This window comes from Euzebyella marina, from assembly GCF_003687485.1.
In the GTDB taxonomy this organism is placed as follows: domain Bacteria; phylum Bacteroidota; class Bacteroidia; order Flavobacteriales; family Flavobacteriaceae; genus Euzebyella; species Euzebyella marina.
Genome location: NZ_CP032050.1, coordinates 2,401,209 through 2,417,653, shown reverse-complemented (window position 1 = coordinate 2,417,653; position 16,445 = coordinate 2,401,209). Strand labels below are relative to the sequence as shown.

General features: G+C 40.2%; 14 protein-coding genes. 9 read left to right on the top strand and 5 right to left on the bottom strand.

The genetic code is table 11. The features are described from left to right. The first annotated feature begins 116 nt into the window (after window positions 1-116). The 6 genes from D1013_RS10270 (at window position 117) to D1013_RS10245 (ending at window position 5,984) form a co-directional block, all read left to right on the top strand. Window positions 117-599 carry a DUF4870 domain-containing protein gene (locus D1013_RS10270; protein WP_121848745.1) on the top strand — a complete coding sequence of 161 codons (483 nt, stop codon included), beginning with the start codon at window positions 117-119 and terminating at the stop codon, window positions 597-599. 176 nt (window positions 600-775) lie between these two features. Further along, window positions 776-1,105, top strand: a complete 330-nt coding sequence (locus D1013_RS10265; protein WP_121850682.1) for a PadR family transcriptional regulator — start codon at window positions 776-778, stop codon at window positions 1,103-1,105. A gap of 63 nt (window positions 1,106-1,168) precedes the next feature. Further along, window positions 1,169-2,932, top strand: a complete 1,764-nt coding sequence (locus D1013_RS10260; protein WP_121848744.1) for a PspC domain-containing protein — start codon at window positions 1,169-1,171, stop codon at window positions 2,930-2,932. A 131-nt stretch (window positions 2,933-3,063) separates the two neighbouring features. Continuing rightward, on the top strand, window positions 3,064-3,795 hold the full coding sequence (locus tag D1013_RS10255) for a head GIN domain-containing protein (RefSeq protein ID WP_121848743.1): 732 nt from the start codon (window positions 3,064-3,066) through the stop codon (window positions 3,793-3,795). Between the two features lie 123 nt (window positions 3,796-3,918). Further along, window positions 3,919-4,929: a dipeptide epimerase gene (locus D1013_RS10250; RefSeq protein ID WP_121848742.1), complete on the top strand. Its 1,011-nt coding sequence runs from the start codon at window positions 3,919-3,921 to the stop codon at window positions 4,927-4,929. Continuing rightward, the gene (locus D1013_RS10245; protein WP_121848741.1) at window positions 4,929-5,984 is read left to right on the top strand and encodes a PLP-dependent aminotransferase family protein; all 1,056 of its coding nucleotides are present in this window, start codon (window positions 4,929-4,931) and stop codon (window positions 5,982-5,984) included. Before D1013_RS10250 ends, D1013_RS10245 begins: the two co-directional genes overlap by 1 nt. Window positions 5,985-5,994: 10 nt before the next feature. Here the strand turns inward: D1013_RS10245 and D1013_RS10240 are convergent, their stop codons facing one another. Next, window positions 5,995-7,410 (bottom strand): SusD/RagB family nutrient-binding outer membrane lipoprotein, encoded by a 1,416-nt coding sequence (locus D1013_RS10240; RefSeq protein WP_121848740.1) that lies wholly within the window; start codon window positions 7,408-7,410, stop codon window positions 5,995-5,997. 44 nt (window positions 7,411-7,454) lie between these two features. Further along, window positions 7,455-10,541, bottom strand: coding sequence for a SusC/RagA family TonB-linked outer membrane protein (locus D1013_RS10235; RefSeq protein ID WP_121848739.1), 3,087 nt, complete (start codon window positions 10,539-10,541; stop codon window positions 7,455-7,457). A 269-nt stretch (window positions 10,542-10,810) separates the two neighbouring features. On the opposite strand from D1013_RS10235, the gene D1013_RS10230 reads away from it, so the two are divergent. Next, window positions 10,811-11,257, top strand: a complete 447-nt coding sequence (locus D1013_RS10230; RefSeq protein ID WP_121848738.1) for a hypothetical protein — start codon at window positions 10,811-10,813, stop codon at window positions 11,255-11,257. Between the two features lie 77 nt (window positions 11,258-11,334). Here D1013_RS10230 and trxB read toward each other — a convergent pair whose 3' ends face one another. Next, on the bottom strand, window positions 11,335-12,300 hold the full coding sequence (gene trxB, locus D1013_RS10225; protein ID WP_121850681.1) for a thioredoxin-disulfide reductase: 966 nt from the start codon (window positions 12,298-12,300) through the stop codon (window positions 11,335-11,337). A gap of 239 nt (window positions 12,301-12,539) precedes the next feature. Here trxB and D1013_RS10220 point away from each other — a divergent pair, with 239 nt between their 5' ends. Further along, window positions 12,540-13,229 carry a LytR/AlgR family response regulator transcription factor gene (locus D1013_RS10220; protein ID WP_121848737.1) on the top strand — a complete coding sequence of 230 codons (690 nt, stop codon included), beginning with the start codon at window positions 12,540-12,542 and terminating at the stop codon, window positions 13,227-13,229. Window positions 13,230-13,426: 197 nt separating this feature from the next. Continuing rightward, window positions 13,427-14,131, top strand: coding sequence for a LytR/AlgR family response regulator transcription factor (locus D1013_RS10215; RefSeq protein WP_121848736.1), 705 nt, complete (start codon window positions 13,427-13,429; stop codon window positions 14,129-14,131). Here D1013_RS10215 and galK read toward each other — a convergent pair. Continuing rightward, the gene (gene galK / locus D1013_RS10210) at window positions 14,128-15,264 is read right to left on the bottom strand and encodes a galactokinase (protein WP_121848735.1); all 1,137 of its coding nucleotides are present in this window, start codon (window positions 15,262-15,264) and stop codon (window positions 14,128-14,130) included. The two genes, D1013_RS10215 and galK, sit on opposite strands and share 4 nt — an antisense overlap. A gap of 14 nt (window positions 15,265-15,278) precedes the next feature. Next, window positions 15,279-16,418 carry a formylglycine-generating enzyme family protein gene (locus D1013_RS10205; protein WP_121848734.1) on the bottom strand — a complete coding sequence of 380 codons (1,140 nt, stop codon included), beginning with the start codon at window positions 16,416-16,418 and terminating at the stop codon, window positions 15,279-15,281. Window positions 16,419-16,445: the final 27 nt, after the last annotated feature.

The window sequence follows — 16,445 nt, the reverse complement described above, 5'->3', positions numbered from 1 at the left end:
TCAAAAATATGCAAAATAACCGAATTTAAAATTGTTAATTTTATCTTAAATTTAAGTACTTTGTTTTGCATAGTACCTTTTTTTAGAAATATATTTGCATAAGAAATTACTAAGTCATGGAAAGTACAATCACCAAACACGAACGAAATCTATCGGCATTGATACATGCATCGACCTTTTCAAGGTTCCTTATTCCCTTCGGTAATTTTATCATTCCGTTGGTACTTTGGACAGCCAATAAGAACGAGAATTCATTTGTCGACTACAATGGCAAACAAGCCCTGAATTTTCAAATCAGCTTACTGATTTACTCGGTAGTATTGGGGGTCATTAGCATTCCTTTCTTTGTAGGTTTCTTTCCCGATATTTTCGATTTCGGCTTCTTCGGTTTCGACAAATTGAACAACTATAACAATTTTTCAATCAATTTCGATCCTGACAATTTCAGGTTTGGATCTTGGCTTATACCACTAAGTCTTGCTGGGCTGGCACATGCTGCTCTTTTCATCATTAACGTGGTATACACCCTATTGGCTACTATTAGAACGAACGAGGGCCAATATTTTGAATACCCCTTGACCATTAAGTTTATTAAATAAAATGGGGCTCATCAACCCTTAACTAACGGAGTTTATTCATCAATCAAAATCATCAATCAACGGTAACATGTTTATTCATCTATCAAAAAACGAACAGTCAACCAATGCAGAAGACATTTTCAAAACAAACACGTTCCCCCAATGTGAAGGAACTGCATAAAAAGCAAAACGAGATTATGAACGTAGAAAATACAAAGGCGCAAATGCGCAAAGGGGTTCTCGAATACTGCATCCTTTCCATTTTAAACGGAAATGACAAGTATGCCTCAGAGATTCTTGAAACCCTTAAAGATGCCAAAATGTTGGTAGTAGAAGGTACTATTTATCCCCTTCTCACCCGTCTGAAAAATGCAGGTTTGCTCAGCTATCGCTGGGAAGAATCAACTTCAGGACCACCTAGAAAGTACTATGCCCTAACCGAAACAGGTAAGCTTTTCTTGAAAGAGCTTGATTCGACCTGGGATGAACTTAGAACGGCTACCAACTTGGTAACCAATAACCGATAAACTAACGAACATAGCTATATGCCCTAAAAGGCTAACAACAACACAAGCCTAAAAACAACGACAATGAACAAGACAATAAATATAAATCTAGCCAACATGCTTTTTCATATGGATGAAGAAGCATACAATAAAATGCAGCGCTACCTTGAGTCGGTCAAACGCTCGTTTGCCAATACGCCCGGTAGCGAAGAGATTCTAGCCGACATTGAGGCTCGAATTGCCGAACTGTTCAGTGAAAAGCTGGAAAATGAAAGACAGGTTATAACGGTCAAAGAGGTCGACCAAGTAATCGCCATCATGGGGCAGCCCGAAGATTACATGGTAGATGAAGACATGTTCGAAGATGAACCAATCAGCGGTAAACAAAAAGCGCCTAAAAGGGCGAAAAAATTCTATCGCGATACAGATCATAAGTACATTGCCGGTGTATCATCTGGGTTGGGCCACTACTTTAATATCGACCCGCTTTGGGTTCGCCTCATATGGATTGTCTTGACCATTGGTTCAACAGGAGCTTTCATTGTCATCTACGCCCTGCTTTGGTTATTGATCCCGGAAGCTAAAACCACCTCTCAAAAACTTGACATGCGGGGGGAGGATGTCAACATCAGCAATATAGAACGCAAGGTCAAGGAAGGCTTTGATGATGTTGCCCACAAAATTAAGAGCGTTGATTATGAAGGTGTAACCAAGAAAGTAAAGAACGGCGGCAAATCGTTTTTTGAGACCTTGGGTGATATTATCATGTTTTTCTTCAAGATAATCGGTAAGTTCATTGGTATTATTCTGGTTGTTGTTGGTGCTGCTACCATTATCGGAATGTTCATTGGCATGCTAACCATGGGTACCTTAGATTGGATCAATCTACCAGGTGTTGACGGGGTACTGAACAACCTGACAGTAGCCCCGGTTTGGGTATTCTCAATTCTCTTGTTCTTTGCCATAGGTATTCCGTTTTTCTTCCTGATGTATTTAGGACTTAAAATACTTGTCAATAACTTAAAATCAATTGGTAACATTGCCAAGTTCTCATTGCTGGGCCTTTGGATTATCTGTATCATTTCATTAATAGTTTTGGGTGTAAGGGAAGCGGCTTCCCATGCCTTTACAGGTAGTATTAAAGAAGACTACTCTTTGACTATCGATCAGAAAACCGACACCCTTAACTTACAACTGGTATCTTCAGAATACTATGATGATGGCGAGTATGTTAGAATGAACGATATGATTCTGGTATATGATCAAGATGGGTCGCCTATGTTGCAATCTGAAGATGTTCGGTTCAATATCAAAAGATCGAACGATTCGGTAGCTCGTATCACAGTTAAAAAAGAAGCTAACGGGCCTTCTTTTGACCAAGCTAGGTCAACAGCAGAAAAAATAGATTATAAGTTCGAGCAAAAGGGTGAGACATTGATGCTTGACACCTACCTTACCACGAATGACCAAAGTAAATTTAACGATCAAGAAGTAAAGGTCAATCTCTATCTGCCGACGGGGCAGTACATGAAATATGCGCCTTCGAATACCCGAAACTGGACCATTCGGGCAGATAGGGATACCAATATAGATGATGCCGAAGATTATTTGTGGATGATGGGCGAAGATGGTCAGTTGAAATGTCAAAACTGTCCGGTTCAAACAGATGATGAAAATGGCGAAAACAGAATTAAGATAAATGAAAATGGTATCGACATTAACATCAATGAATCGAACGGAGAGTCTTTCAAAATGAAAATTGACAATAACGGGGTTCAAATAAAGGCAAAAGACCAGAAAGATTCTTTAGATATTAACATTGACGGAAGTGAAGAAAGCCCTCAATAAAGCAAGTTTTAAACAATTCATCAATATAAAAGAACAGTTCGGTAACATATATTGACTTCATTCGTCGTTATCGTACATCTTTGTTCCCATCAATCGAAAAACTTAAATCAACAATCTAAAAACCAACAGTCATGACAACTTTAGTACGCGTAGCAATCGCTTTCATAGTAGCCATATTTCTTTCTTCCTGTGGTTTCGACATCAACATTGGAGACTTCAGTACCGGAAAGCCGGGTAATGGCCACGTGGTTACCGAAAACCGTAACGTAAGTGGAGATTTTGACGAAATATCGGTCTCCGAAGGTCTTGAGGTGTACATCACCCAAAACGATGATTTCAATATTGAAGTTCAAGCCGATGAAAATATCATCGATTTGATAGCGACCGATATTGAAAATGGTAAACTACGTATTCATGCAGAATCGAATATTGGTAGGGCAACCAAAAAGGTTTTCGTCTCATTACCCCAAGTGAGCAGTTTGAGTGCCTCAAGTGGCGCACAGATGAAAACAGAAAACTCTTTAGTAGCCGAAGATTTACAAATCGATGGCAGTAGTGGTGCTCAAATCAACTTGGCGCTCGATTCTAAAAATGTATCGATCGATGCCAGTAGCGGATCAAATATCAATATCGCCGGTGATACCGAACATGCAGACATCGATGTAAGTTCTGGTGGCAACATCAATGCAAGCGACTTTCAAAGCCAAACCTGTAATGCAGGTGCTAGCAGTGGAGGTAACGTAAAAATCATGGTCGCGAAATCGTTGGTTGCCGATGCCAGTAGCGGGGGCAACATATCGTACTCAGGTGAGCCCAACGTTTCCCAAAAAAAATCCGTTTCAGGTAGTGTACATCAATATTAATCTATGACAACCGTAAACACCTAAACCCCCATGCCTCAATGGGGGTTTTGCTTTTTAAAAAAAGACCGTTTGAATTTAAATGGGTCGTTAGGTCTTGCTATCTTCGTATAAAGCTAATTCGCTATGCAACTGACCCTCGACAAAAAAGTGCTTGAGCTTAAGCACACCTTTAGCATTTCGCGTGAATCACATGACTTTCAAAACACACTGATTGTTGGTCTAGAAATTAACGGTAAAGTAGGTTTTGGTGAGAGTACCTCTAATCCCTACTATAAAATCACCATTGAAAGCATGATGGCCGAGATAGAGGCCATTCGGTCTGAAATCGAAACCTTTGATTTTGATAGACCAGAAATATTTCACCAATTTTTGAAAGATTGTCAACTTTCTAATTTTGCCATTTGTGCGCTTGACCTTGCCGCTTGGGACTTGTATGGCAAAATACATGATAAACCCCTATATGAAGTTTGGGGAACCTCAAAAGACTATTACCCGATTACCAATTATACCATCGGAATTGCCCCCATTGAAAAAATGGTTGCAAAAATGAAAGAAATGCCATGGCCCATTTATAAAATAAAATTAGGAACTGATGACGATGTGGCTATCGTTAAAGAACTGCGAAAACATAGCGATGCCATTTTCAGAATCGACGCCAATTGTGCTTGGTCGGCCGAAGAAACTATTCAAAATGCCCCTCTACTCAAAGATTTAGGTGTTGAGTTTCTAGAGCAACCCTTAAAAGCAGATGATTGGGAAGGTATGGAAAAAGTAGTTCACCAAAGTGTGCTACCAGTTATCGCCGACGAAAGCTGTATCGTTGAAGAAGACGTTGAAAAATGTGGCCTTCATTTCAATGGTATCAATATCAAGTTGACCAAATGCGGCGGTCTTACCCCTGCCCTACGTATGATAGAGAAAGCAAAACAAATGGGCCTGAAGGTCATGGTCGGTTGCATGACCGAATCAACCGTAGGCATTTCGGCCATTGCCCAATTACTACCACAATTGGATTATGTAGATATGGATGGCCCCCTTCTTATCAAAAACGATATCGCCGAAGGAGTAAAGATCTTACAAAACGGAGAATTAAAGTTTCCTGAACTGGCAGGATCAGGTATAACGATGAAGTAATGAGTTATCATATAGGTTCATTTCCTGGTAGAAAACTCAACCTCGATGGAGAAAGTTATCTCTATTTCGGGGGAACCGGTTATTTGGGGCTGCAGACAAATGAAGAATTTCAGAACTTATTCATCGATAACCTAAAAAAATACGGAACCAACTACGGTGCCTCCCGAAAGTCGAATATTCAAATTGATGTTTTTGATAAAGCCGAGAAGCTATTATCGAATATTGTGGGCTGCGAACGTTCGCTAACCTTATCGTCGGGTTATTTGGCGGGGCAATTAATGTCGCAAACCTTCAATAATAAATACCATCAGTTATTCTATGCACCTAATACCCACGCAGCACTCTACCAAAGTAAGATTCGTCCATATACCACATTTACAGCTTTAAACATAGCAGTTAGAGAACACCTTTCTACACGAAACATCAAAGAAATACCCGTTGTGTTTTTAGATGCCATTGACTTCTCAGGATGCAACTATCCTAAATTTGAAGCGCTACAGACCCTGCCTTTAGATGAAGTTATCTTAGTGGTTGACGATTCGCATGGTATCGGAATCGTCGGGCAGGAAGGAGGAGGTGTTTATCGTTCGCTTTTAAAGCTTAAGCCGAGAGAGCTGATAGTCTGCTGTTCGCTCGGAAAAGGCTATGCCATTCAAGGAGGTGCCATTTTTGGCAACCGGCAAAGATTGGATGCCTTGGAAAAAACCGCTTTTTTTGGAGGGGCGAGCCCGGCGACACCTGCATCTATAGGAACCTTTATCGAGGCACAAGACCTTTACGGTGTACAGCGAAAGTTGCTAAAGGAAAACATCGACTATTTTTTGCTTTTATTGAAGCACAAAAAGAAGTTTCACTACATGGCAGACCATCCCGCCTTTACATTTTCTGATGTTCAACTTACGGAGTATCTAGAGGCGCTTAAGATTATAGTGACCAGCTTTCCGTACCCAGATGAAGACGCCCAGTTAATGAGCCGAATCGTTTTGAGTGCGGCCCATAAAAAAGAGGACATTGGACATTTATTAAAATGTCTCAACGTCCTCCCAGAAATTTAATTCTCTTAAATTATTCTACATCCCAAAAAATTCGGTCCAACAAGGTCACCGAAGGTACGTTACCACCGTTTCTACTGACCTCATTATCTGGATATGGCAGCCTTCTTATATACTGGCCATTCAAATCAGGGTTTAAATTGGCAGGCAAGGTCATATTCTCATATTGATAGTCGTATCTTCTGGCATCATTCCATGTTTCCGGATGCAAGAACATTGCCACCCATTTCTCCTTGAAAATATCATCAATGGTAAAAGCCCCCTCACCCATCGATACTTCTGGGCTGGCCAAATATGCATCAATATCCTCCTGGGCAACTTCTAACATTTGCATATGCGCAGCAATACCGTCAAGATACGCCTGATAGGCACGAGGCTTATCGCCTTCAAAAGCGGCTTCTGCCTCAATAAATTTCAATTCGCTAAAAGTGCTGATTAGAACTGGCGAGGTTTGGCCCGTATAGTACTGGTCTTCTATTAGAGTACTTCTCGCACCTTGTTCCGGCGCGTTGCCTCTTCCTGCACCATTAACTGTACCTATGTATTCACCGTCATCAGTGGCCCCGACCATCAAAGGCAATCTAGGGTCTACCGTAGTATAGGTGGTACCATCAAGTGCTTCAATGAATTGTTCCGAAATCCATCCGCCTAAAACCAAATTCGCATTATCACGGGCCACATCTGACCATGGGTTAATAGACTGCTCAAAAAATGAAAGTTGTGCATTGGCATCATTAGATGCGAAACCGTTATCGACTGCATTCAATAACTCATCTGCATCATAAGAAGGTAAATCTTTCACGTGTACCATATACCTTGCTTTTAAAGTGTATGCAAAAGCAATCCATTTATCGATATCACCTGCATAAAGAAAATCGTCATCCCCTAGACTTGAGGTCGTAGGGCCTTGCAAATTAGCGATACCTTGATCTAGGTAATTCAATATAACTGTATACAGCGATTCGTCAGAATCGTAAACCGGTGTAACCGTTTCAAAATTAAAACCTTCGCTGTAGGGCATGTCTCCAAAAATATCGACGCCCATACCCAAGTTCAAGGCCATTAGAACTTGTGCAGCTCCCTGATAATGACCAGCCCCCTGTTCTTCGGCCTTATCGATTAAAACAACAAGGTCGGTCATTACATTATACAGCCTGAACCAAGTAGTGTTGTTACTGACAGGATCCATGGTATCAGATGAACTTGCCGGGTTCGGTGATGCCAGGTACTGAACGTAATTTGATGTTATATCGCCCACGCGAAAAACATTATACGCCGATTCATAAACGCTATTGATCATTAACCCAGAGATAGGAGCATCTTGAGGATTATTGGGGTTTTCGTTTACATCGAGATAGGAATCGCACGCCGATAGAACCAATATCAGGCCTATCGCGAAAATTCTTTTAATATTATCTGAAATCTTCATATGTCTTATATTTATTAGGATGGACAAATGTTGCCCATTACCATTTATAGTCCGAAGTTAAAAGTTAGAAAATAGCTCTGCGTACCTGGAAAACCAAGTCCGGTAAAGCCTACGGCATTGCCACCTGCACCAGCTGAAAATGATTCTGGATCAAAACCATCCCACGGTGAGTACAAAATAATATTGTTAGCTGCCAAAGACACTCGCATCGACTTAAAAGGTATTCTATCAAGCACCCTGTCACCAAAGGTATAGGCCAATGAGATGTTTCTCAATTTCACATAACTGGCATCTTGAACGAAGTTTTCGCTAACCCCTCGGTAGTAATTCCTCCAAAAACCTGCTCCGTAATCAACTCCATCAGGCCCTACACCTTGCCCTAACCAAACTTCTTGCGTGTTGGGCGAGCCGTCTGCGAGAACACCATCAAAAACCTTGAAGTCATTTCTCGTGAGAGTATATTCATTTTTACCAAAGGCCGATAAGAAATTATCAAATTGGTTGTACTGCTCAACATCGGCCCTGAAATCTACCAAAAAGCTTAACTCTAAGTTTTTGTATGAAAACATGTTTCGAAGACCCCCTATCCATTTAGGCACTGCATTGCCCAATATTAACTGATTTGAATTGGTTAGAGGAAAACCATTATCACCGATTACTGTCGGCAGGCCATTATTGAGGGATACCGCATTTTCATCGGCACCAAAACGCTCATAACTAGTACCATATAAATTTCCGTAGGCATCACCCTTTATCAATTTCATGGTAACGGTACTACCGGCGTAACCAAATTGAGATCCGATTACAATTTCATCTATTCCTTCACGAATTGACTTGATCTCATTGTTGTTCATAGAAAGGTTGGCAGTCGCCGTCCATTGAAAATCACTTTTCTTGATTATATCGCCGCTAAGTACTACTTCGAAACCACTATTCTCAATTTCCCCTGCGTTGGTTATGTAAGAAGAGAACCCCGTGCCATCAGATATCGGAACAGGAATAATTTGATCTTCGGCATTTGATTTATAGTAAGTGACATCTAAATCTAATCTACTATCTAAAAAAGACAACTGCGTTCCAAATTCAACTGATGTTGTCAACTCGGGTTTAAGTTCAGGGTCACCAAACTCGCTGTTACGGCTAAACCCTACTTGACCATTTAGAGGAAAAATATCATCGCTTACAAAAGTAGCCCCTAGAATATGAGGGTTGGTGTCTTTACCAACCTGTGCCCAAGAAGCCCTCAGTTTACCGAAGGTAAACCAACTTGGTGTCTCAAAATTCTCGGTGAAGACATATCCAAGATTTACAGAAGGATAAAAGAAAGAGTTATTGTCTTTCGGCAAAGTCGATGAAATATCATTTCTACCTGTCAGGTTCAGATAAAGAAAGTCTTTGTAATTGACCATCAAATCGCCGTAGAAACCGACTAGCCTTCTGATACTTTTTGCTTGGCCCGTAAATATTTGACGGGTATTGTTGACATTAAAAAAATCTGGAATTACATAATTTTCACCCCTTAAAAATACCCTATCGAATTTTCTTTGAAATATATCGTTACCTAAGCGAAGCGTGGTGTTGAAATCGTCGTTCCAATCTTTTTTCAGGGTTATGTAGAAGTTCGAAGTAATATCCTTACTATTAATTCTGGTCTCTTCGATAAAACCGGTTGAACTTAGGGCTACTTCATTATCTATACCTTTCGGTCCTGGAGTAATCTCGGTTCTCATATCAGTATAAAAGTCAGTTCCCAAACGATAAGAAAGTGTCATCCACTCCCAAGGACTGTAATTAAAGTTTAAGTTACCGATAACCCTATTTACATCGTCTTTATAGGTACTGAACCTAGCATCATAAATAGGATTGGTATTACTATATGTTTTCATCGTACCATCTGGATTGATGTAGTCACGAACATCTTGGGTCTCTGCCCAATACATCATACGCTCCATAAACCTATCATGGGGTACCCTGTTACCACCAGAATTGGTATAGTTGATAGAACCACTAAAATCAAATTTCTCATTGAGCTTTAACGTTCCAGAAATTTTGGCCGATGTACGCGCCCAATCACTAAAGGGAATAATACCCTTTTGGTCAAATCTACCGAAAGAACCATAGAACGTCGCATTTTCGCTACCACCTGATACACTAATACTGTGGTCGGTCTGTATACCGGTGTCAAATGCTCGGTTCCAGTTATCTTGATACTTATGGCCCGGTACGTCTTGAGCTATCTCTGCAATTGGCGCACCCCATGAAGGCCAAAAGCTTGATGGATCATACTCGCCACTAAATCCTTGACCGTATTCTTTTTGAAGCTTTGGCAGACGATTCAATTCTTCGAAACCGACCGATGTGTTCAGGTTGATCTTTACTTGACCTGCCGCACCTTTTTTGGTCGTAATGATGACGGCCCCATTCGCTGCTCTTACCCCATAAAGAGCTGTTGCAGCGGCACCTTTTAACACCGACATCGATTCTATATCATTAGGGTTGATATCAGAAGCACGGTTTGAAAGCCCACGAGGGGTATTACCATTATCATTGACACCTGCCTCTACCGTTGAGTTATCTATAGGCACACCATCGACCACGAATAAGGGTTGGTTATCGGCAGATGGGTCTAAAGAGTTGATTCCGCGTATGATAATCCTTGCACTTTGACCTGGCGCACCCCCGGAGTTGGTAATCTGAACACCGGCCACTTGACCTTGAAGGGCATTTACAATATTTGTTTGTTTGGTTTGGGTTATGGCCTCCGCATCAATACTTTGAGCTGCATACCCCAAGGCTTTCTTCTCTTGCGAAATACCGAACGCCGTAACGATTACCTCGTCAAGTTGTTCAGAATCTTCTTGCATAACCACATTTACACTGGTCTGATTTGCAACTTCAACCTGCTGGGCCAACATGCCTAAATAAGTAAATTCAAGAATATCTCCTGAAGTTGCTTCAATGGAATATTCTCCATCGAAGTTAGTCGTAGTACCCTTGGTTGTTCCAGAAACGATAATGGACACACCGGGTAAGGGTTCACCCGAGCTGTCAGTGACGTTTCCAGAAATCATTTGCCCCCACGTGAATTGTACACATAAGAGAGCGATCATAGCAATCGTAATGTTTCTCATATAACTTTTAGTTAACTAGTTTAACTTAAATATAACAAAATGATAGCCATTTGGTACTTCTCATGTAAGAAATAGCATATTGTCAAATTGTAGTACCGCTTTTTACGATATAGGTTTTCACCACCTTCCTATTTAAAAATATTACAATGTCAAACTGCTTTACGTGAATTAAATAATTTCTAATTAACAAGAGAAATATTAATAATAATTCAAAAAATATCGTATCTTATTATTGCAAATTGAATATCAATCCTTTAAAACACTGTATTATGAAAAAACTATTCGGATTGGTTTTCCTGATGTTATTTTTGGTATCGGCTACCATATACACATCTTCAAAACCTCAAACGGCCCCTACGTTAGAGGGCACTTGGGAACTTATCAACCGTTACAATTGGGAAGACGGTTATGTTTCGGACACCATACCCAATACGAACGGATATCAGCAAGTAAAGATTTATAGTAAAGGAAAAGTCATGTGGACGCGTTATTCGCCCGAAGATCCGAACGAATGGTTCGGCTACGGTTCTTATAATACCACTGATAATAGTTTGGAAGAGCGTTTGGAATATGGATCAAAAGTAATGATGAGTATTCAAGATACGATTGAATCGTTTAAATTTGAACTGGTTCTAGATGACAATTCCTATAGCCAAATATCACTTGATCAAAATGGTAATCGAACCTTCTCTGAAAATTACAGGAGAATAGATTAACACCATTCTAACATTTACTTCAAAAAAAATCCGGCTCAAATTGGCCGGATTTTTTATTTCTCAAGATTATCTTTTTCTTAGACAACCTCTTTTTCTGTTTCAACAGTAGCTAAGTAACGCTCGGCATCTAAAGCGGCCATACAACCCGTACCTGCGGCAGTTACGGCCTGTCTGTATTCTTTATCCTGAGCATCTCCACTGGCAAATACACCAGGCTTGTTCGTCTTGGTAGATTTTCCTTTGGTAATGATATAACCTGTTTCATCCATATCTAACTGACCTTTAAAAATATCGGTGTTAGGCTTATGGCCGATAGCAATGAACAACCCTGTTATGGCTATCTCATCTTTTTCACCGGTATCGTTATTAACTACCCGAAGACCTTCAACTACTTGGTCTCCCAAAACCTCATCAACCTCGGTATTGTATCTCACCTCGATATTCTTGAGGCTATTGACCCTATGCTGCATCGCCTTTGAAGCTCTCATGTAATCTTTTCTGACCAACATGGTTACCTTGTTACAAATATTCGCCAAGTAAGAAGCTTCTTCGGCGGCAGTATCACCGGCACCTACAATTGCAACATCTTGACCTTTGTAGAAAAAGCCATCACAAACCGCACAGGCAGAAACGCCCCCACCCCTCAGACGTTGTTCACTAGGAATATTCAAATATTTGGCAGAGGCACCTGTTGAAATAATAATTGTTTCGGCCTCAATTTCTTTACTGTTATCAACAGTTATCTTATGTATACCACCGATCTCATCGCTTAAATCGACAGAAGTTACCATACCGATTCGCACGTCAGTGCCAAATCTTTCGGCCTGTTGTTGCAACTGGACCATCATGGTAGGACCATCGATACCTTCAGGATAACCAGGAAAATTATCTACCTCGGTCGTAGTGGTAAGTTGCCCCCCAGGCTCCATTCCCGTATAAAGAACCGGTTTTAGGTCAGCCCTTGACGCATAAATAGCAGCTGTATAACCCGCAGGACCAGAACCGATAATCAATGTTTTCACTCTTTCTATGTTCTCAGCCATAATTGATTGCTCGTTTATAAAATTTAAAAAAACAAATGTAACTTTTTTGATATAAGCCCTTTGCAAAAGTTATCAAAAGTTATAGGGCATTAGTCGGCAATAAACGATTTGTCTTACAAACTACCAAATCAATGCAGCAACACCTTTGTATTAGAACCAAACGAAAAATAATTTTATAAAAACAAACCCTCTCTCAATTATTTCGTAGGTACGGTAGAGACCGATGAAAACTTACGAAAATGGAAAAATTGAGAACAGTAATTGTTGATGCTTCCGACAATCATAGAAATAAATTGTCACAATTAATTGAGGGCCATACGGCCCTTCAACATGAGGGTTCTTTTCGAAACGCCATTCATGCCAAAAAAGAAAGTATAGACCAGATTGCCGATATTGTCTTTTTAGACATAGAAATGCCTCTCATAAATGCTTTCGATTTAATCGACACTTTTCACGGAAAGCCAGAAATCATTTTACTCTGCGATAAGGCTGATTATGCTGCTAAAGCATTCGATTACCACATTACCGACTATTTATTAAAACCGGTCTCTTATGATAGATTCAGAAAAGCGGTCAATCGAGCCAAAGAGAACCTCAAGTTAAGGGCAGATGCAGAAGAAAAGGCTCACTTCTTTGTCAAAAGTAACCTAAGAAAAGTTAAGATAAATTACTGCGATATCAAGTGGATAGAAGCATTGGGTGATTACATAAAATTGGTGACCCAAAAATCAAACCATGTGGTACTCAGCTCAATGAAGGCTTTTGAGAAAGAGTTACCTGCCGAACACTTTATAAGAATACACAAATCTTACATCATCAATATCAACCGTGTTCAAAACTTGAACCATGCTGTGGTCGAGGTTGAAGGTCATCAAATGCCTATAAGTCGCAAGAGGCGGTCTGAACTCATGCTGGCTTTGGGTCTTTAAAACTTTTATAGTTCATGAAAGTCAATAAATTTTGAGTATTTGGCAATATTGTTAATTGATCTTTATGAATTTGTAAAGTAGTATATTTGCATATGGGGTGAACTAGAAGCAGAGCCCGGATTTTGATTCACATTCTACTTTCAAAAATGGTGAACTGAAATACCAAATTTGACCTCTGTTTCAATGAAAAAATAGACATGAGTATTCAAACACTGAAGTGCGTTGTTATTGACGATTCAAAAACTCAAAGAACAGCGGTTTCAAAACTTATAAATGATCACAAGAATTTGGTCTTGATTGCTGACTATGAAAATGGCATCAAGGCACAAAAAGGGCTCGTTGATCAACAGATAGACCTTGTGTTCTTGGATATTGAAATGCCGGTTATCAACGGTTTTCAGTTTATGGAGGCTTTGAAAGACCGGCCACAGATCATACTCATTACCTCAAAGGCCGATTATGCCATGCAGGCTTTCGATTATGATGTTACCGATTATCTTCTCAAGCCTATCAATTTTGAAAGGTTCAACAAGTCGGTACAAAAGGCTATTTTGAGAACCAAAGGTGCCCCAAATGAAGAAGAGGGCCATATTTTCGTGAACAGTAAGCTGAAAAGAGTAAAAGTCTATCTGAAAGACATTCGTTGGATCGAAGGTCTTGGTGATTATCTTAAAATCATAACTGATAATGAAAACTTATTGGTTTTAAGTACCATGAAAGGTTTTATGACGCAGCTTCCTTCTGACGATTTTTTACGAATTCATAAATCGTATATCATAAACCTGAATCGTGTAGACCGCTATAACAGTCAGTATGTGGAGCTATGCGGAGAACAAATTCCTTTAAGCCGTCATAAAAAACTAGAACTGGAAGAAGCCCTATTGAACACCTCTGTTCACTAGCTGGCTTCAACTATTCGCGTACCGCCACTAGGTTTCACTTCAAAGATTTCTAAGAGAATGTCGAACTTTTTCTTATAGGCCTCTTTTGCCGCTTCCGTGAATTCTTCTAATTGGTCTTCGTGAACAATATTCAGGGTGCAACCTCCGAATCCACCCCCAGTTTGCCTTGCTCCCAACACACCGGAATATTCTTTTGAGAAATCAACCAAAAAGTCAGACTCTGGGCAACTTACTTCGTAAAGTCGACTAATACCATCGTGGGCCTCGTACAACAACTCACCAACTGCCGTTAAATCGTTCTTTTTTAAATATTCGGTCATTTGAATAACCCTTTCGTTTTCATCTACTATAAAAGAACATCTTTTAAAAACCGTCTCCGAAAGTTCACCTTTACAATATTGTAACATTTCCTGCGTAACATCCCTTAAAGATTTTACCTCAGGGTAACTTTGCTGAATAATGGCAACCCCCTGCTCGCACTCCATTTTTCTCACATTGTATTCACTCGTGGCCAAATTATGCGATACTTTGGTATTCAAGAGAATTATTTTGTAGGGATTCAAATCGATTGGAATATAACTGCTGTCAAGGGATAGACAATCTAAAAGAATCACATGGCCTTCTTCACTCATTACGGAAGCATATTGATCCATAATACCACATTGCGTACCTGCATAGGTGTGTTCTGCCGTTTGAGACAACTGAACCATCTCTAGTTTGGTCAAATTCAATTGGAATAACTCGTTCAGACCGAAAGCCAGACCACATTCTAAAGCCGCCGAAGAACTTAGGCCAGATCCAGTTGGTAGATTACTCTCTAGAACACAATCAAAACCCTTTAGGTTTCGTTCTCGCAGTAGTATTTCATTGACCACACCTAGAATATAGTTATGCCATTCGACCTCGCTTTTAGCAACCTTGGTCAAATCAAAACTAAAACCGGTATCAAAGGTTTTACTATATATATTACAAATAGATTCAGAACCATTTTCTTGAAAATCGAAAGTGATATTCTTTTCGATTGCCGTGGGTAAAACATAGCCCATATTATAATCGGTATGTTCGCCAATTATATTGATTCTGCCAGGTGATACCACCCTCAGTTGTGATTTAAAATTCTGTAGAAATTCCATAAAAATTCGTGATACTATTTAGCATTGAGCATTTCAGTTGTGGCTACCGTTCTGAAACCCAAATGTTCCAAAGAAGAATCAAGGCTTGTTGCCATACGTGCAGAAACCCTATAACTCGCACAATAAGATGCGTTGCATAAAAAAGAGCCACCTTTCATAACCTTTTCTCTTGCATAAGGGTCTCGAGCATTGTAAGGTGATGTGGCACCCTGAGGGTTTTTGACAATTGTATTTTGAGTGCTTAGTTCATTGTAGTAATTACTATTGTACCAGTCAGAAGTCCATTCCCAAACATTTCCGGCCATGTCAAAAAGCCCCAAACTATTACTAGGATATGATTTTACCGGAGCGCGGCCCTCAAAGCCATCTTCTGATGTGTTCGTTACAGGAAACTCTCCTTCCCAAGTATTTGCTTTTTTGTTAAGGCCTTCCCCTGAATTTCCCCAAAAATAGACCGACTCAAAATTATCGCCTCTAGCCGCCAATTCCCATTCGGCCTCTGTAGGCAAACGTCTATTGGCCCATTCACAATATGCCAAAGCATCTTCATACGCCACCTGCACTACAGGAAAGTCATCTTTTCCTTCAATATTACTATCCGGTCCGTTCGGGTGTCTCCAATTAGCACCGATAGTCCATTTCCACCATTGAGAAAAATCATAGAGATTCGGTACGGTACTTTTTGCCTTTTTAAACGTTAAAGACCCGGGCTGCATGATGGAATCGTGAGGTTTTGGTGTTCCTTCGGGCAGCTGTTTTTTCATTTCTTCCCAATCAATTTCCCTCTCGGCTACGGTTACGTATCCTGTTTCTTCTACGAATTTTTTAAACTGCCCATTTGTAACTTCGGTAACATCTATAAAAAAACCGTCTACCGCTACTTTGTGTGCAGGCCTTTCATGAGACATTGCCATTTGATCACTAGCAACGGCCCCTTTCGTAAAAACACCTCCGGGCACCCATACCATGCCAGTAGGCACATTGACCCCTTCAGGAATATCTTTAACCACCGTCGTATCAATCTTTCCAGTTGACTGTGCTATTGAGGCAGTTGAACTGTCTTTTTGATTGTTTTTACTTTTTTCTTTTTCATTACAACCCAGCAATAGAAAAGTACAGATTGCCGAGAATAATAAACGATAGGGTAATTTCATAGGTTGAGATAATGAAGGTCAAATTTA